At 51.7% G+C, this 17,851-nt stretch carries 13 protein-coding genes; 3 read left to right on the forward strand and 10 right to left on the reverse strand.

Annotated elements, in window-relative coordinates; translation table 11 throughout:
- Positions 1-34 precede the first annotated feature (34 nt).
- Positions 35-2,800, reverse strand: coding sequence for an alpha-L-rhamnosidase (locus tag PREMU_RS12500; RefSeq protein ID WP_050796439.1), 2,766 nt, complete (start codon positions 2,798-2,800; stop codon positions 35-37).
- Positions 2,801-3,161: 361 nt separating this feature from the next.
- A complete protein-coding gene (gene alaS, locus PREMU_RS12505; protein WP_007575816.1) occupies positions 3,162-5,828 on the reverse strand; it encodes an alanine--tRNA ligase in 2,667 nt (888 codons plus the stop codon).
- A 124-nt stretch (positions 5,829-5,952) separates the two neighbouring features.
- On the opposite strand from alaS, the gene PREMU_RS12510 reads away from it, so the two are divergent.
- Positions 5,953-6,300 carry a MerR family transcriptional regulator gene (locus PREMU_RS12510; RefSeq protein ID WP_007575817.1) on the forward strand — a complete coding sequence of 116 codons (348 nt, stop codon included), beginning with the start codon at positions 5,953-5,955 and terminating at the stop codon, positions 6,298-6,300.
- Positions 6,301-6,339: 39 nt separating this feature from the next.
- Here PREMU_RS12510 and PREMU_RS12515 read toward each other — a convergent pair whose 3' ends face one another.
- From PREMU_RS12515 to PREMU_RS12535, 5 genes are read right to left on the reverse strand one after another with little or no spacing between them, the layout of a single operon-like run.
- Positions 6,340-8,607 (reverse strand): RelA/SpoT family protein, encoded by a 2,268-nt coding sequence (locus PREMU_RS12515; protein WP_007575818.1) that lies wholly within the window; start codon positions 8,605-8,607, stop codon positions 6,340-6,342.
- A gap of 48 nt (positions 8,608-8,655) precedes the next feature.
- A complete protein-coding gene (locus PREMU_RS12520) occupies positions 8,656-10,077 on the reverse strand; it encodes a lytic transglycosylase domain-containing protein (protein ID WP_007575820.1) in 1,422 nt (473 codons plus the stop codon).
- A gap of 40 nt (positions 10,078-10,117) precedes the next feature.
- Positions 10,118-10,843, reverse strand: coding sequence for a DUF5683 domain-containing protein (locus PREMU_RS15790; RefSeq protein ID WP_007575822.1), 726 nt, complete (start codon positions 10,841-10,843; stop codon positions 10,118-10,120).
- Positions 10,844-10,857: 14 nt separating this feature from the next.
- Positions 10,858-11,766 carry a ParB/RepB/Spo0J family partition protein gene (locus PREMU_RS12530; RefSeq protein ID WP_007575825.1) on the reverse strand — a complete coding sequence of 303 codons (909 nt, stop codon included), beginning with the start codon at positions 11,764-11,766 and terminating at the stop codon, positions 10,858-10,860.
- Between the two features lie 14 nt (positions 11,767-11,780).
- Positions 11,781-12,545, reverse strand: coding sequence for a ParA family protein (locus PREMU_RS12535; protein WP_040559065.1), 765 nt, complete (start codon positions 12,543-12,545; stop codon positions 11,781-11,783).
- 161 nt (positions 12,546-12,706) lie between these two features.
- Between PREMU_RS12535 and surE the strand changes: the two genes are divergently transcribed.
- Both surE and lpxB read left to right on the forward strand, forming a co-directional pair.
- Entirely contained in the window at positions 12,707-13,474 is a 768-nt protein-coding gene (gene surE, locus PREMU_RS12540) for a 5'/3'-nucleotidase SurE (RefSeq protein ID WP_007575829.1), read from the forward strand.
- Complete coding sequence (gene lpxB, locus PREMU_RS12545) at positions 13,459-14,667, forward strand: lipid-A-disaccharide synthase (RefSeq protein WP_007575830.1); 1,209 nt, start codon at positions 13,459-13,461, stop codon at positions 14,665-14,667. Before surE ends, lpxB begins: the two co-directional genes overlap by 16 nt.
- A gap of 32 nt (positions 14,668-14,699) precedes the next feature.
- Here lpxB and PREMU_RS12550 read toward each other — a convergent pair whose 3' ends face one another.
- The 3 genes from PREMU_RS12550 to PREMU_RS12560 all read right to left on the reverse strand — a co-directional run bounded on the left by PREMU_RS12550 (position 14,700) and on the right by PREMU_RS12560 (position 17,793).
- Complete coding sequence (locus tag PREMU_RS12550; RefSeq protein ID WP_007575831.1) at positions 14,700-15,842, reverse strand: cytochrome d ubiquinol oxidase subunit II; 1,143 nt, start codon at positions 15,840-15,842, stop codon at positions 14,700-14,702.
- Between the two features lie 38 nt (positions 15,843-15,880).
- Complete coding sequence (locus PREMU_RS12555) at positions 15,881-17,464, reverse strand: cytochrome ubiquinol oxidase subunit I (protein ID WP_007575832.1); 1,584 nt, start codon at positions 17,462-17,464, stop codon at positions 15,881-15,883.
- Between the two features lie 86 nt (positions 17,465-17,550).
- Positions 17,551-17,793 (reverse strand): DUF4492 domain-containing protein, encoded by a 243-nt coding sequence (locus tag PREMU_RS12560; RefSeq protein WP_040558453.1) that lies wholly within the window; start codon positions 17,791-17,793, stop codon positions 17,551-17,553.
- Between the last annotated feature and the right edge of the window lie 58 nt (positions 17,794-17,851).

A 17,851-nucleotide genomic window follows, 5' to 3' on the forward strand; every position in this document is an offset into this window, starting at 1 on the left:
GGGCGGCTTTCGCTGCCGCAGGGCTTGCTTCCCGCTATTGCCCGACTTCAAAATGGTAGTGGCCCGAGCCCACCTTCAGCTCCCCGTGCGGTGCGGCATGGGCGGGCCCGCCGATGCCTGCGGGCAGGCATACCACGGCTTCACAGCCGGCGGGAATGTCAACATCGAGAACAAAACGGCCGTCAACAATCTTCCAGCCGCACCTTATGGTGCCGCGGGACGATTCGTAACTCACGTCAGCATAGCTTATGTCACCCACCACCTGCGGGGCTATCCTCACCGTCCTGAAAGCCACGCTGCCGTCCTGTTGCGTAATGCCGCCGAGCCCGGCATACAGCCACTCCATGAGGTGCCCGAGCATGAGGTGGTTGTTTGACACAAAGCCGTAGGCCTGCCACGATTCCGTGAGCGCCGTGGCGCCGTGGGCAATCTGCCACCCGTACCCCGGCGTATCATACTTTGAGTTCATTTTAAACACCACGTCGCCGTAGCCCTCACGGGTGAGCGCCTGCAGAAGGTAGCGATAGCCTATATCGCCTGCCGTGAGGGCGTAGTTGCCGTCACGCAGGCTCTTCGCCAGCCGTGCGGCCACCTTGCCTCGGTTGGCCTCGTCAACGAGGCCCATGTACAGGCTCATGGCCTGTGCCGTCTGGCTGCCGTTCTCGTACAGGCCGGTTTCAGGGTGGTAGAAGGCCCGGTTGTATGCCTGGCGTATGGCCTCTGCCTTGTTCAGCAGGCGGTCGGCCTCGGCGGTGTAGCCGAGCAGCGAAGCGCACTTGCCCATGATGCGCGTGCAATAATAATAGGTGGCCGTGCAGGTGAGGCGCTGGCTCGTGAGCTGCGCGTAGCCGGGGGCCTTGGGGCCGATGTCGAACCAGTCACCCAGGCCATACCCAAGCAGGTTGTCCTTTGCCCGCCGGTCAAGATAGCCGAGGTAGGCCATCATGGAGGCGTAGTGGTCACGGATGCTCCGCAGGTCGCCGTACCAAAGATAGTTGTACCACGGGCTGATGATGCAGGAGGAGCCCCATTCAGGCGAATCCTCGAATCCATCGGAGAAGCGCACGTATTCGGGGCAGATGGATGGCATGCACCCCTCGTGGCTCACGCCGTCGGTCCCCCGTATGCTGTCATGCCGTTGCGCAAGCAGCTGGTCGTCGAACAACTTCTCGTATATCGAGGCCGTGTTGTAGCGGTAGTTGATGGAATGCTGCATCAGGTTGTCCTGCTCCTGCCACCCCAGCTTCTCACGGTGGGGGCAGTCGGTAATGACGCTGGCCATGTTGCTGCGTATGGCCCAGTCGATAAGGGTGTGTATCTGGTTGAAGAGCGGCTTGGAGCACACGAACTGTCCGGCCGGCTGTCCGGCGCTTGTTGACAGGTAGCCGCAGAGGTCGTCTATTTCGGGAAGGCCGTCGGGATTCGGCGTTCCCGCTGGCACTGCCCCCTCAATCTCCACGTATCGCTGCCCGTAGTAGGTAAAGCGTGGGGCGAACCGCTCCGTGTCCTCCCCGCCGCACGTGTAGCTGTAGCTGAAGGGCTTGCCCGTGGCGTCCTGGTTCACGGTGCTGTCGGCGTTCAGCAGCTCGCCCGGAACAAGGACAATGCGGCAGCCCTGCTTTCCCCTGACCTGCATGGAGACGACACCTCCGAAGTTCTGGCCCAGGTCGTATACCCAGCGGCCGTGCCCGTTTTTGTATCGGCGCCGGGTGTCGACACGCTGCGCCAGCTCCATCCTCGCACCGAGCTGTGCCTTCATCCGGACATGATAGCCGCCGGCAATCACTGGCTTCTGCCACCTGCTGTCGTCAAAACCGGCGTCAGACGCCCAGCCTCGCTGTTCCCGCCGTGCGTCGTAGTCCTCGCCTCCGTAAATGCTTGAGAAGGTGATGGGGCCGGCGCAGGTTTTCCAGTTTTTGTCGCTGACAACGGTGGCCGTGGTTCCGTCCTCGTAGCGTATAACCAGCTTGAGGCGCAGCTTGGGCGCCCCGTTTGAGCGGCTCAGCTTGAAATAGCGCCCGGTAGGAATGTTGTAGAACCCGTTGCCCAGCATCACGCCGAGCACGGCCCGGCGGGAGGCTATGGATTTAAGGCTGTCGGTAAGGTCGAACGCTACATATAGGGCCTGCCTGTTGTAGTTGCTCCATCCGGGGTCAAGAAAGTGGCGGCCCTGCTTCCTGCCGTTGAGCATCAGCTCGAAATGGCCGAGTCCGCTTACGTAGGCCACGGCCTGCCGGATGGGCTTGTCCCACTGGATGACACGGCGGAAGAGGGGCATGCGGTAGCGGCCGAAGAGCTTTGTGCGCGCGTCGCCATAGGCGGCTGAAAGGTGACGGCCGTCGGTGACTGTGGCCTGGTCCTTCTCCAGGGCTATCCATTTGGCGTCCTGCCAGTCGGCGGGAGCGAGGAGAGCGGTGGTGAACGGTTGCCTATCGCTCCACGGCGAGCAGTTGCCGTGGTTGTCATAGCTTCTTACGCGCCACTCATACCGGGTGGCGCTTTGCAGGGGTTTTCCTTCGTAGGGCACGTACAGCTGGCTCTCGCCCTGCCGTTTCCCCGAGGCCCATACGAGTTGCCGGTCCTGGTATACCTCCAGCTCATAAGCTGTTTGCAGGGTGTTGCGCTGCTCGGCCAGCAGCTTCCAGCTAAACCGTGGGTGGGACGACTCAACGCCGACGGGACGGGGAAAGTTCTCGCACGTAAGCCCGTAAACCTCATAACGGGCCGCGCCGGCATGCAGGTGGAGAAAGAGGAGCGCCCATGCCAGTAGCAGGCACTTTCCGTGATATTGTTTTTTCATGGCTCGTAACATCATGAACGGTAACATATACAAAAAACCTGTCCACTTTTTCCTGCCCTCCTCTTTTTATTGAAGGGCAGACAAGTGAAGCTGAAAATGAAAACATACAGGTCGTCACAAAAATAGCAATTTATTTTGAATAGCGGTCGACAGTTTGCTCCATAAATCAAGATTTTTGCAGTTTTTCATCCGTAAACCGTCATTTTCGCCGCACTTCCGCCTCATATAACACACGGGCCAAATAAGATCATCATGAGATCCGGCACGTGTCGTAGCAATCTCCGGCACGTGCCGGAAAATTGTACGGCACGTGCCGGAGCATTGTCTGACACGTGCCGTACGATGAAAAATAAGCACTGTCTCAAAGGTCGCAGAGCTCCACGACCTTTTCTACGGCCGCGTTGAGGCCGTCAAGGTCCTTTCCGCCAGCCTGAGCATAGTGGGGCTGTCCTCCTCCGCCGCCCTTGATGAGCTTGGCAGCCTCGCGGACGATCTGCCCCGCGTTGAGTCGGCGGTCTTTCACCATGTCGTCTGAGAACATGACCGAAATCATCGGTTTGTCGTGAGCATTGCTGCCGATGGCGCAGACGAGACGCTCGGGCAGGCGCTCCCGAATCTTGAAGACGAGATCCTTGGCATTGTTGGCATCGAACGGCACAACGGCCTTCACCACCTTCACACCGTTCATCTCATTGGCGCCAGCCACGAGATGGTCGCACATCTGCTGCACTACCTGCGCCTGGAACTGCTCCACTTGCTTTTTCAATCCGGTGTTTTCGTCAATGGACTTCTGAATGGTCTTCTGCAGATCCTTGGCATTATTAAACATGCCCTTGATGGTGTCGAGGGTGTCTTCCACAGCGTAGATGGCTTCCTCGGCGGCTTCACCGGTGAGGGCTTCGACGCGACGGATACCCGCGGCGATACTGCTCTCGGCGATGATCTTGAAGAATCCGATGTGGCCGGTGCTCTTGACGTGAATGCCTCCGCAGAACTCGGCCGACGGTCCGAAGCGCACTACGCGTACCTTATCACCATATTTCTCGCCGAAGAGGGCGACGGCACCGAGTTTCTTTGCTTCCTCGATAGGAGTGTCGCGGTGTTCATCGAGGGGCAGGTCTTCGCGAATCATCTTGTTGACGATGCGCTCTACCTGGCGGATCTGCTCTGGCGAGACCTTCTGGAAATAGTTGAAGTCGAAGCGCAGCACATTCTCGTCGACATAAGAGCCACGCTGTTCGGTCTGCTCGCCGAGAACTTGCTTCAGGGCATAGTCGAGTAGGTGGGTGGCAGTGTGGTTGCAGGCGGAGCCTTCACGCTTGGCGATGTCCACCTCGGCGCGCAGGTCAGCGGTGATGTCGGCCGGCAACTTCTTGATAATGTGAATGCTTTGGTTGTTCTCACGCTTAGTGTCGACGACGTCAATGGTCTCATCGGCAAAGACAAACTTGCCCTTGTCGCCTACCTGTCCGCCCATCTCACCATAGAAGGGCGTCTGGTCGAGTACGACTTCAAAGAACACGTTTTTCTTCTGTGTCACCTTACGGTAGCGCAGGATGTGCGCGTCGCAGGCATCGGTGTCGTAGCCTACGAACTCCTGCTCACCCTCGCTGACGCTGACCCAGTCGCTGTTCTCTACGGCAGCGGCGTTGCGTGCGCGCTCTTTCTGCTTGGTCATCTCCTCGTTGAAGCCGTTCTCGTCGACACTGAAGCCGTTCTCGCCACAGATGAGCTCGGTAAGGTCGAGGGGGAAGCCATAAGTGTCGAAGAGACGGAAGGCCTTTTCGCCCTCAAGTTCTTTCTTACCGGCAGCCTTCAGCTCCTCCATATCCACGGTGAGCAGGCTGATGCCTCGGTCGAGAGTACGGAGGAAGGAATTCTCTTCTTGCTTCATCACTTTGGCAATGAGTTCCTGTTGTGTCTTCAATTCGGGATAGGCACTGCCCATCTCAGCCACGAGTACGGGCACGAGCTTGTACATGAACGCTTCCTTCTGGTTGAGGAAAGTGTAGGCATAGCGCACGGCGCGGCGAAGGATACGGCGGATGACATAGCCGGCCTTGGCGTTGCTTGGCAGCTGTCCATCGGCAATGGCAAAGGCAACGGCACGCAGATGGTCGGCAACGACACGGATGGCGATGTCTACTTTCTCCTCTGCGTTCACCCCTTCGCCGTTGGCTCCTTCAGGGAAGGTGTGGTTGTACTTGTGTCCTGACAGCCGCTCAATCTCCTCAATGATAGGGGTGAAGATGTCGGTGTCGTAGTTGGAGCTTTTCCCTTGAAGCAGCCGCACGAGGCGCTCAAAGCCTAAGCCAGTGTCGATGACGTGCATCTTCAGGGGCTCCAGAGAGCCATCTGCCTTACGGTTGAACTGCATGAACACGATGTTCCAGATCTCGATGACCTGCGGATGATCTTTGTTGACTAACTGTTCTCCAGGTACTTTCTTCTTCTCTTCCTTGGGCCGGAAGTCGATGTGAATCTCTGAGCAGGGTCCGCAGGGGCCTGTGTCGCCCATCTCCCAGAAGTTATCGTGTTTGTTTCCGTTGACAATATGGTTCTTTGGGAAGTGCTTCTCCCAGTATTTGGCAGCCTCGTCGTCGCGGGAAATATTCTCGGAGGGATCGCCCTCAAAGACCGTAACATAAAGGTCCTTCGGGTCAAGGTGCAGCACATTGACCAGGTACTCGAAGGCATAGTCGATGGCACCTTCCTTGAAATAATCGCCGAAGCTCCAGTTGCCCAGCATCTCGAACATGGTGTGGTGGGAGAGTGCGGAGTCGCGTCCGACCTCTTCAAGATCGTTGTGCTTTCCGCTGACGCGCAGGCATTTCTGTGAGTCGGTGCGTCGGCATGGGTGGGGATCTTTTGTGCCGAGAATAATATCTTTCCACTGGTTCATACCGGCATTGGTGAACATCAGCGTGGGGTCGTCCTTCACCACAATTGGGGCAGAAGGCACGATGACGTGTCCCTTTGACTCGAAAAACTTCAGGTACGAGTCACGGATTTCGTTTGCTGTCATCATCTTGTATTTAGATGTTTTAAATAATAAGTCTGTTTTTTTATTCTCAATAGTTGAATATCAAGTGCAAAATTACTAATTTCTTTGTTTTTTCTGTATCTTTGCAGCCAAGAAAGAGAAAAGATTTATGGCGACATACAGCGAGAAGAAAAAGAAACTGTACTACTCCATCAAGGAGGTGTCGGAAATAATCGGCGTAAATGAAAGTACTCTACGTTTTTGGGAGAAGGAGTTTCCAATGATTAAGCCTAAGACGACAGGGGTGGGCAAAGTCCGGCAATACACTGAAAAGAACATTGAGGAGCTGAAGATCATCTATAATCTGATCAAGGTGAGAGGCTTCAAGATAGCTGCCGCACGGAATTATCTGCGTAGCAACAGGGATGGGGTGGACAAGAGCTCAGAGGTCATCGGCATGTTGCAGGAAACGCTTTCCGAATTGAAAGAAATAAAAGCGCATCTCGATCTGCTGTAATTCCCATGCGTATGCTGTCCGCAGGGGAATCGTTTTTTATCACAGTATCTGCCTGACTTCTTTCAAGTCTTCTATCTTTTTCAGTCTGCCGACGATGGTCTTCACCTCTTCGCGGTCGTGGACACGTATTTCTATCTGCCCGCTGAAGATGCCTTGGTCGGCAGTGAACGACACTTTGTGAATGTTGACATTCATTTTGTTGGAGATGATTTCCACCACATCGTGGAAGATGCTCTTGCGGTCAATGCCTTCCACCTCGATGGTGGCATCGAAAAAGAGCTGACGGTGCATGTCCCATGTCGCGTCGAGGATGCGTGGCCCAAAGCTTGCCTTAAGCTTGGCTGCGGTGGGGCACGACCGCTTGTGTATTTCCACATGGTCCTTGCTGTCAATGAATCCGAGAATGTCATCGCCAGGGATAGGATGGCAACATGCGGGGAAGATGTACATGCCGATGGTACGCTCGGAAATGACACAGGGTATTTTTCTGTTGAATCCCTTGTCGGCAACCAACAGCTCATTGCTGATGGGGTGTGTGGGCTCTCCCTTTTTCTTTCTTCCGATGAATGGTACATATTTTTTCCATCCCGATACGGTCGAAGTCTTTTTCTCATTGAGAATCTCAGCATCCTTGTCGCTAAGGATGACGGTTTTCTTTCCTAAGGCCGCAAAGAAATTCTCTTGTGAGTCAATCTCATGATAAGTGCACAGCTTGTCGATGATGTCAGGTGAAGGTTGCAGGTCTTTGTCCTTGAGCCATTGCTTGAATATTTCCTCACCGGTGTTCTGCTGCTCGCGATGGTCTCGCCTAAGGATTGCCTGAATCTTAGAGCGGGCCTTGGCTGTAGAAACGAAGTTGATCCATGATGGCTGCACATGCTGTGAATTGGAGGACAGTACCTCTACCTGGTCTCCACTTTGCAGTTTATGGCTCAGTGGCACAAGACGGTGATTGACTTTTGCGCCGATACAGTGACTTCCGAGGAATGTGTGGATTTGGAAAGCATAGTCGAGTACGGTGCTACCGGAGGGAAGGTTCTTGACCTCTCCTTTAGGCGTGAACACGAAGATTTCTGTGGCGAAGAGATTCAGTTTGATGGAGTCGAGAAAGTCCATGGCATCCGGTTGCGGATCGTCAAGAATCTCCTTGATGGTGCCGAGCCATTTGTTAAGCTCTGTGTCTTCGTCGGTGGAGTTTTGCTCCTTGTATTTCCAGTGTGCTGCAAAGCCTTGCTCCGCGATGTCATCCATACGGTCGGACCGGATCTGCACTTCAATCCATTTGCCCTGTTTCGACATCATGGTGGCATGGAGCGCCTGATAGCCATTGGCTTTGGGGTGGTTGACCCAGTCGCGCAATCGGTCTGGATGGCTCTTGTATATTTGGTTCAGGGCAACATAGATTTGGAAGCATTCGTTGATTTCATCCTTGTACTCCTTTGGAGTAAAGATGATTCTCACTGCGAGAATGTCGTAGATCTCCTCAAATGTAACATGCTTGTTCTGCATCTTGCACCAGATGGAGTAGGGACTTTTGACGCGGGCCTTGATGTGATAAGTGAATCCCATCTGATTGAGCGATTCACGGATAGGGGCAGTGAACTCGTCGAAGAGTGTCTGCCGCTCTTTTTCAGTCATGGACAGTTTCTGCATGATGCGGTCGTACTCTTCGGGATGCTCAAACTTGAAGCTCAGGTCTTCAAGCTCAGTCTTAATCTTGTTGAGTCCCAATCGGTTGGCAATGGGCGCGTAGATATATAGCGTCTCGCCCGCGATTTTGTATTGTTTATTCTTTGGTTGCGAGGCCAGTGTGCGCATATTGTGCAGTCGGTCACAGATTTTAATGAGAATGACTCGGATATCATCACTCATGGTAAGCAGTAGCTTCTTGAAGTTCTCCGCCTGGGCTGAAGCGTGATCACCGAAGATACCACCACTGATTTTAGTCAGTCCATCAACAATTTGTGCTATTTTTGGTCCAAAGATATTCTCAATATCCTCGGTAGTATAGTCGGTATCCTCCACCACATCGTGTAACAAAGCCGCGCAAATGCTTGTGGAGCCAAGTCCCATCTCTTCGCATGCTATCTGTGCCACGGCGATGGGGTGCATGATATATGGCTCTCCCGACAGTCTGCGCACGCCTTTGTGTGCCTGGCGGGCAAAGTTGAAGGCCTTTGTGATGATATCTGCTTTACGGCGGTGTGAGGATTGCAGATAAGTGTTGAGGAGATGATTGAAAGCATCCGTTATCATCTTGTTATCGGCCTGCTCCCTCTCCTTGTTTTTCAACTCTTGGTCGTCCATACTCAATTTCTCATTAATAGGTTCATCCTGCTCAGTCTAAACGCTGGTTCATTTCACGCGTATCTTCTTTCCGACCCTGATATTGTTGCCGCTGATCTTGTTCAGTTTCTTCAGTTTGGAGACTGTAGTATTATTACGTTCTGCTATCTCGCTGAGCGTGTCACCCTCTCGGACGGACACGTTCCTGGCTTTTTGTTTCTTTTTGTCTTTCTTCTTACTGTTCTTAGATCTCTTGCTGCTCCTGGAGCTCCGGCTGCCTCTGCTATTTCTCTTTGATGATTGCCGGTAGCTGCTTTTCTCTGTTGTTTGCTCGTCTGATTCGGTATTGTCGAAAGTGACCTTGTTCTCTTTGACGGTGTAATTGTCGCTGCCTCCGGCTACTTTCACTTCCATGCGCTTGGGCTTGTAGTCTTTTGTGTTAGACGAGATGATGGAATCTTCCTTGTCAATGAAAGCGGGAATCAGGGCTGACGGCAGGCGAAGGACAGCAAGTTCGGATCGCCCGCTGACAATATTGTGGCGGTATTGCGGATTGAGATCCATGAGTTCATCAATACTGATGGGGAGAAACTGCGCTATCTGCTCGAAATGAATATCACGGTCAACCATTACCGTATCTGTTGATTGTGGCAGGTCGGTGTTTAATGGGCAGATATTATGGTCACAGTAATAGTTCATGACATAGTTGGCAGCAATGAAGGCGGGTACATAACCGCGTGTTTCTGCAGGCAGTTTTGGATAGATTTTCCAATAGTCTCGTTCACCTTTAGAGCGGCGGATGGCCTTGTTAAGTGCATCCACGCCACAGTTGTAGGCAGAAATTACGAGATTCCAGTCACCGTAGATCTTATATAAGTCGCTCAAATAATGGGCTGCTGCATAGGAAGCTCTTATAAGATCACGACGTTCGTCGACCAATGAGTTGATCTTCAATCCGTAGCGCTTCGCAGGCGTGAGCATAAACTGCCACAGTCCCACAGCGCCGGCCTTGGACTTTGCCGTGGGATTGAGTGCAGACTCGATCACGGGAAGATATTTCAATTCTAAAGGCAAGTCATAGCTTTCCAATGCTTCTTCAAAGACAGGAAGATAGAAGTTCTGGGCTCCGAGCATATAAGCCACCTTGCGTCTGAGCTGGCCGGTATATCGGTCAATAAAGGCCTGGACAATGTCATTGTAAGGCATCTCAATGGCGGTAGGAAGCTTTGCCAACCGCTCCTTGTAGATGCTTGCATCATATATAGGATTGATGTCCGGCATGTTGCAATCGGTATCTGGCTTGAGATACATCTTGGTCTTGTAAAGTTGCATAAGGCTGTCAAGATCTGTAGTCATTGCCAGAGGAAGGTCTATGTGTTCCTTTCTGCCATTGCCGTTGACGGTAATGCCTTTCTCATCTGTCTGCGCTTGTGTGTTAAGGCAGAATATAGCTAATAAAACTGAAACAATGAGAGTTCTTTTCTTTTTCATTCTTTTTTCAAACATTAGTGTGTGACCGCGAGTACGTCTTTTAAAACGTAAACCCACATTGCAAGCCGATGGTGGGTCTGCTGAAGGGTGTCAGCCCGTTTCCCTGGCTGTTAATGACCGTCGGGGAAAAGTAGAAGCTCAGGTCCGGGGTGATGTCGAACTCTGACAACGAGGCATCAACATAGGCGTCAATGACTGACAGCGCATAGACGCCCACCATGACAAAGAAGCTCATGTCGCGCCAACGGCGATACCGGTCCTTACGTTTGCGGAATACATCTTGCCATTGTGCTTGATTTTGACTGGTGATCTGTGTGCCAAGATGCAGGAATTGATTGTAGCTCTGCGTGGCGGGATTGTCGTCCATGATGTCAAGATAGGCCTGACTGTAGTCGCGGTACATCATGTTGTTCCATCTCAACGCATAGGCACAACCCACAAAACCGCCGTAAAAAATAGGTAGTTTCCAATACTTACGATTATATATCTGACCAGCTCCTGGCATGACGAGGGCAAGCCACATGGCTCTTTTGGGGTCAGGTTTCCATGTTGCCCAATCGCGTTTTTGCTTTTTTAGCTTTGTCGTGTCAGCTACGGCCTGCTTTTCTGCTACGGTTATGCTGTCCTCCGCCACAAACTCTTCCGTATGGATCGTGTCGTTACCATGTCTGGCCTCGGCAACTTGTGCGTTTGTTCCTAAAGGACAGCATAGAAGGCATAGAATAGCAGTCCAAAATTTATTATATATAGAATAATGTGGTAACATAAATGGCGAAGGCTCTATTCAGCCTGTGCGTTTTGTTTCTTCAAACCGTCAAAGACGCTCATAATACGTTCCAACTCTTTCTCATTCTCAAAGGGTATGCTGATCTTCCCTTTGCCTTTGTTCGAGCAAGAAAGCCGCACTTGGGTCCCAAGGAAATTGGAGAGGTGTTCTCTGAGCGTATTATAGGTTTCAGAGAGAGTACTTTTAGCTTTAATCTTTTTCTTTCCAGAATCGATGTCATCTCCATTTTTGAGATGTTGTACCATTTCCTCTACCTTTCTTACCGACCATCCATTCTTAATGATTTCCTTGAAGAGCTGAAGCTGTGTAGATGGGCTGTCAATGGCGAGCAGCGCACGGGCATGTCCCATATCTATTTCCCGTTTCTGCAATGCCATCTGCACTTGAGCAGGCAACTTCAGAAGACGTAGATAATTGGTGACGTTGGCACGGCTCTTGCCGACGCGCTCCGCCACTTTCTCCTGTGTCATGTTTTTCCCTTCCATCAGATGTTCATACGCGAGAGAAATCTCTATAGGGTTGAGGTCCTCACGTTGTATGTTTTCCACAAGCGCCATCTCCATGACGCTCTCATCCTTAATGGTGCGGATATAGGCCGGAATCGTTTTGAGTCCTGCGATCTGTGAGGCTCTCCATCGGCGTTCACCGGCGATGATCTGGAATCGGTTCTCTGCCGTCTGCCTCAGCGTGATGGGCTGAATGATTCCGATCTCACGGATGCTTGCCGCCAGTTCTTCCAGCTTGTCCTCGTCGAAGAGACTTCGTGGCTGGTTGGGATTGCGCTCAATCTGATCGAGAGGTATTTCGCTGATGGTCGATGATCCTTCCGTTCGCACGTTTTCTGTAGAGAGGAGGGCGTCAAGACCACGGCCGAGTGCGTTGAATTTTTTGTGTACTGCCATAGTTGTAATCCGTGTTACGCGTTTTTGTCAATGATTTCCTTAGCCAGGGCAAGGTGGTTCTTGGCTCCTGTAGAATCAGCGTCATAAAGAATGACCGGTAGTCCATGGCTGGGAGCTTCAGATAGCTTTACGTTGCGCTGGATGACGGTCTTGAAAACCAATTCCTGGAAGTGACGTTTCACTTCATCGTAGATTTGGTTGGCAAGTCTCAGGCGTGAATCATACATAGTGAGCAGGAACCCCTCTATCTCAAGCTTGGTATTGAGCCGGCTCTTAATGATCTTGATGGTGTTGAGTAGCTTGCTGATTCCTTCTAAAGCGAAATATTCGCATTGTACCGGTATGATAACAGAGTTGGCAGCCGTGAGTGCATTGACCGTGATGAGTCCTAAAGACGGCGAACAGTCGATGAGTATATAATCGTATTCGGAGCGCAGGGGATCAAGAATATTCTTCAGTACTTTCTCTCTGTTGTCAATGTTTAGCATTTCTATCTCAGCTCCGACGAGGTCAATATGGCTGGGAATAATGTCAAGCCCGTCGATATCGGTAGTATATATTGCGTCGCGCACATCAGCGTGGTCGATGATGCACTCGTAGATGGAGCAGTCCACTTGTGAGATGTCGACGCCCAGTCCACTGGATGCGTTGGCCTGTGGGTCAGCATCCACGACGAGGACTTTCTTCTCAAGCGTGGCAAGCGAAGCGGCAAGATTGATGGTGGTAGTGGTCTTTCCTACACCGCCCTTCTGATTAGCTAAAGCAATGATTTTTGCCATTGTTATCTTTCTTTTCGCCACTTCCAGCAGATGAAGACGTGGCATAGTTTGTTGCAAAGATACATATTTTGCGTGAAACATTCACTTTTTAAACCTTTTTTCGTACTTTTGCCCGTGGATTTTAATATAAAAGAATCAGTAATCATAACATTCAGAAGCAAATGCAGGCAAGACCTTTAATACTTATTTCAAACGATGACGGCTATCATTCCAGGGGAATCCACAAGTTGGTAGATATTGTGAGCCGTCTTGGTGATGTGCTCGTGTGTGCGCCGGAAAGTGCCCGTTCAGGCTACTCGTGTGCGTTTTCCGCCGCCGACTATCTCCGGTTGAAGCGCCGGAAAGATATTGGTCAGGCGGAAGTGTGGTCGTGTACGGGTACGCCTGTCGACTGTGTGAAGCTTGCACTTGACCAGTTATGCAAGGACCGTCGGCCTGACATTATTCTCAGTGGCATCAATCACGGTGACAACTCTTCGGTGAACAGCCATTATAGTGGTACGATGGGAGCCTGCATGGAAGGCTGCATGAAATACATTCCTTCAGTGGCTTTCTCATCTTGTTATTACAATGAAGACGCAAATCTTGAGCCATTGCGTCCGTACGTTGGGCGGATTGTCAGCAAAGTGCTTGCCGACGGTCTGCCACAGGGTACTTGTCTCAATGTCAACTTTCCTGCTCGTGAGCAGTTTGAGGGCATCAAGGCATGCCGGATGACGTGGGGCTCATGGGTTAACGAGGTTGACAAGCGCCACCATCTGCGTGGTTACGACTATTTCTGGATGGTGGGTGAGTATCGTAACGACGAGCCGGAGGCAGCGGATACGGACCAATGGGCATTGAGCCATGGTTATATCGCCATCACGCCGACAACGGTGGATGTGACTGATTACAAGTATTTAGAGCGATTTCAATGCGGTACTATCTGATTGTCGGTGAGGCGAGTGGAGACCTTCACGCCTCCCGTCTCATGCATTCTTTGAAACAAGAGGACCGTGAGGCGGAGTTTCGTTTCTTTGGTGGTGACTTAATGACAGCTGAGGGAGGCACCCGAGTGAGGCACTATAGGGAACTTGCCTATATGGGCTTCATCCCCGTGTTGTTGCATTTGCGGGCGATTTTCAGGAACATGGCGCTCTGCAAACAAGACATTGTGGCATGGAAACCTAACGTGGTCATACTTGTTGACTATCCAGGATTCAATCTTGATATAGCCAAGTTTCTGCATGCAAAGACCTCGATACCCGTCTATTATTACATCTCACCGAAAATATGGGCATGGAAAGAGTGGCGCATTAAGTCGATAAAGCGCAATGTTGACGAGCTGTTCTCCATCCTTCCTTTTGAGGTTCCGTTTTATGAGAATCATTATCATTACCCGATCCATTATGTGGGCAATCCTACGGCAGAGGAAGTGCGGTCGTTTTCTTCCGGTTATGATGAGACAAAGACAGCGTTCTGTCAACGCTGTGGCCTTGATGTCTCAAAGCCCATTATCGCCTTGCTTGCAGGAAGCCGCAAGCAGGAGATAAAGGATAATCTTCCAGGAATGCTTGCAGGGGCGGTTTCTGCGGCTGCCCGTAATATGGAGGGAGACGACAAACTCCAGGGATACCAAATTGTCATAGCCGGTGCGCCTTCCATCGACCGTTCCTATTACAAGCCGTTTATAGCCGGCAAGGATGTCAAGATAGTCTTTGGTCAGACTTATCCGCTTCTTGTGCATTCCACAGCTGCCTTGGTGACGAGCGGCACGGCAACGCTGGAGACGGCCTTGCTCCATGTTCCACAAGTGGTTTGTTATGAGACACCGCTGCCCAAACTGATCCGTTGGGGCTTTAACCATATCATTAAATGTAAGTATATCAGTCTGGTCAATCTTATTGCTGACTGTGAAATCGTTCCTGAGCTCTTTGCTGACCGTTTCAGTGTGGAGCAGATACGCAAGCGTCTTCTTGCGATTCTGCCCGGGGGGACAGACCGTGAGAAGATGCTTGCAGGCTACCGTGAGGTGGAGAGGCGGCTCGGCAGTGAGTCAGCTCCCGACAATGCGGCCCATCTCATGGTAGAGTTATTGGAAAATAAGGACCGAGGACCGGCGGCAAGACCGGTCGGCATTTAGCGAAAATACCCTTTAGTGGATACCGGCGGCGTTTAATAAGCGTCGCCTTTTTCTATCTCAGCCCTTGTGATCTTCTTCTTGTCGATGCTCCACCAGCAATAGGCGCCGTAAGCCAGAATGACAGGTATAAGCAGTGTGACCCAGGCCATGACACGGAGTGTCACCTCACTGCTGCAGGCATTGCTGATGGTTAGACTGCTCTGCAAATCGACATTGGATGGATAGAAAGCTGTGTTATTCCATCCGGCGATAAGGAAAAGCACGAGCACGACCATAATGACACCCACACCTGCAGGCCAGATGCCTTTCACGTAAGCCTTGTCGAAAATGGTTCTTCCAATGCCAAACAAGACCAGGACTACTCCCGCAAGGAATATCAGCAGCAGAGGCCACATTGTGATGAGATTGTTGAAATACTTCATCGGCTCCATGAAAATGACACCTGTGGTTGGGTTCACGGCGAATCCGTCTTTAAGCAGGGTACGGACAAGAAAGGTCAGGAAGAAGACAAGGAAGAGCACGGCGTTGGGCAGGAGGCGTTTGCGGCATCGCTCACGGAGGGTGTCATCGGCGATGTTGTTGCGCATGTAAAGCAGGCCAGTGACGCGTGTCAGGAAGAAAACGGCAAGGCCGAAGATGAGGTTCCACACATCAAGGAGTGCGTCGAGTCCGTAGCTGCCGTTGGCCCAATGGCTAATGACAGGCTGGAGGGAGGTCGTCATGTTGGCTTTCTCTATATAGAAATTGCTGCCATCAAAGAAGGTGGCCACGGCACCGCCGAGGAGTAACGGCCCTACAATGCCATTGATGAGAAGGCCGGCCTGGAATACTTTGGGACCGAGAAAGTTGCCTAATTTGTTTTGAAACTCATAACTTACAGCCTGCACCACGAATGTGAAGAGGATGAGCATCCATATCCAGTAAGCTCCGCCAAAGCTCGTACTGTAGAATAGCGGGAAGGAGGCGAAGAACGATGCGCCGAATGTGGCAAGCGTGGTGAAGGTGAATTCCCATTTGTGGCCGGTAGAGTTGACGACAAGCCGCCGTTCTTCCTTTGTCTTGCCCAGACAGAATATCAGGCTGTTTCCTCCCTGGACAAAGAGAAAAAACACAAGGAACGCCGCCATCAGGGAGACGACGAACCACCAGTATTGTTGTAACAATTGATAAGTCATACAAGAAGGTCTTTATATATTATTATTATAGGCACTCATCAGTTCACGGTCTCTGGCATTCTGTATTTCGCAATTTGCTTGCACATAATGCTGATTTCCACTGCCAGCATGGTGGTGAAAAGGAAGAGGAATATGAAAAAGGTGATGGAGATATTGCTCGACGGTATGTCGGACACGGCCACGCCTACAGGCAGCATGTCCTGGATGGCCCAGGGCTGTCGGCCCATCTCTGCGACGATCCATCCTGATTCGCTGGCAATGTAAGCCAAGGGAAGCATTACGATCGCAGCGACGTGCAGCCATTTAATGCGGCTGATATCCTTTTTGTAGACGAGCCACAAGGTGACGAGAAAGAAAAGGATGGCCAGGGTGCCGATGCCCACCATGAGACGGAAACACCAGAAGTTAACAGGTATGAACGGCACGAGCTCATGCACGTCTTTGATGTACCCGTAACCGAAATTCTGGATATTGTTCGTCAGGATGTCTCGCTGTATGCGTGCTTCCTTTGGCAGCGTGGCGCGGGTGAACTGCTTGCCTTGTGTCAATTGACGATATTTCTTCAGCGCCATGATGGCTTTCTTTCCACTGGCTATCTTTTCTTGAAGCGATAACTCGCGCGTGCCGTTGTCGCGCTTGTAGCCCTTGATGATGTCGTTCACGCCGGGCACAAGTCCGTGTGGTGTGCGCGTGGCGAGGATAGAGAGGGCATTGGGTATGCTGATGCGGAGTGGCGGCTCGGCACGCTTTTCATAGTCGGGTTGCTTGAAAGGTGCCACCCATGCTACGGCGGTGAGGCTCTGGTCGTTACCGCCATTATAGAGGGCCTCCATAGCCGCGAGCTTCATAGGCTGTGTCTTGCTGACCATGTAGGCGGAGTTGTCACCGGTAAAAACGGCCAACAGTGAGGCGCACAGACCTACCATTGCACCAATCTTGATGCTTTCCTTGGCCAGCGCTTGGTTGCGGTGCTTGATCAGGAACCAGCCGCTCACGGCTACCGTAAACGCCGCGCCGATGATCCACGACGAGGTGACGGTATGGCAGAACTTGTCGATGGCGAAAGGCGAGAAGGCCACATCCGTGAAGCTCGTCATCTCGAAACGCATGGTATCGGGATTGAATCGCTGGCCGATGGGGTATTGCATCCAGCTGTTGGCCACGAGAATCCACCACGCCGAAATGGTGGCGCCAAGGCCGGTAAGCCATGTGGAGGCGAGATGGAAGCCGCGTGAGACCTTCTTCCAACCGAAGAACATGACAGCTACGAAGGTGCTCTCCATGAAGAATGCCAGTATGCCCTCGATGGCCAATGGCGCTCCGAACACATCGCCTACCATCCATGAATAGTTGCTCCAGTTGGTGCCAAATTCAAATTCCAGGATGATACCGGTGGCTACACCCATAGCGAAGTTGATGCCGAAGAGCAGTTGCCAGAAGCGTGCCACTTCTTTCCAAAAAGCCTTGCCCGTGCGGTAATAGCATGTCTCAGCAATGCCCATGATGACAGCAAGTCCTAACGTGAGCGGGACAAAGAGCCAATGGTAGATGGCTGTGAGCGCAAATTGCGCACGCGACCAGTCCACGGTCGATGTCGTAATGTCCAATAAGAGATTCAACATAGTTTATGAGTTATTGAGTAATTGAATTTGCAAGTTAAAGTTTCGTTGGTTTTTGCGAATAGGTTTTCAGTTGATGAGACGTTGTCTTAGTGGTTATTGCTTCTTCCAATAACCTGTGATGAGACATATGCAGCACTGTTTCCGCTGGGCGCTTTCTCCTTCAGATAGTTAGGGAAAAAGAACAGTTTGAGGACGACGAAAATGATAAAGAGCTTGATGAGGATGACAGCCCATAGCGTTTTCCCTATGGTCATGCTCTTGAATCCGTCATAATAGAGATGAAAGGCATTGTAGGCCCATCTATATGCAGTGGTATGCTTCCAGTTCATTCCGTTTTTCTGTTGGTGGTGCAAACTTAATAAGAAAATTTATTCCATGCAAGGAATT

It is taken from the genome of Hallella multisaccharivorax DSM 17128 (assembly GCF_000218235.1).
Lineage (GTDB): Bacteria > Bacteroidota > Bacteroidia > Bacteroidales > Bacteroidaceae > Prevotella > Prevotella multisaccharivorax.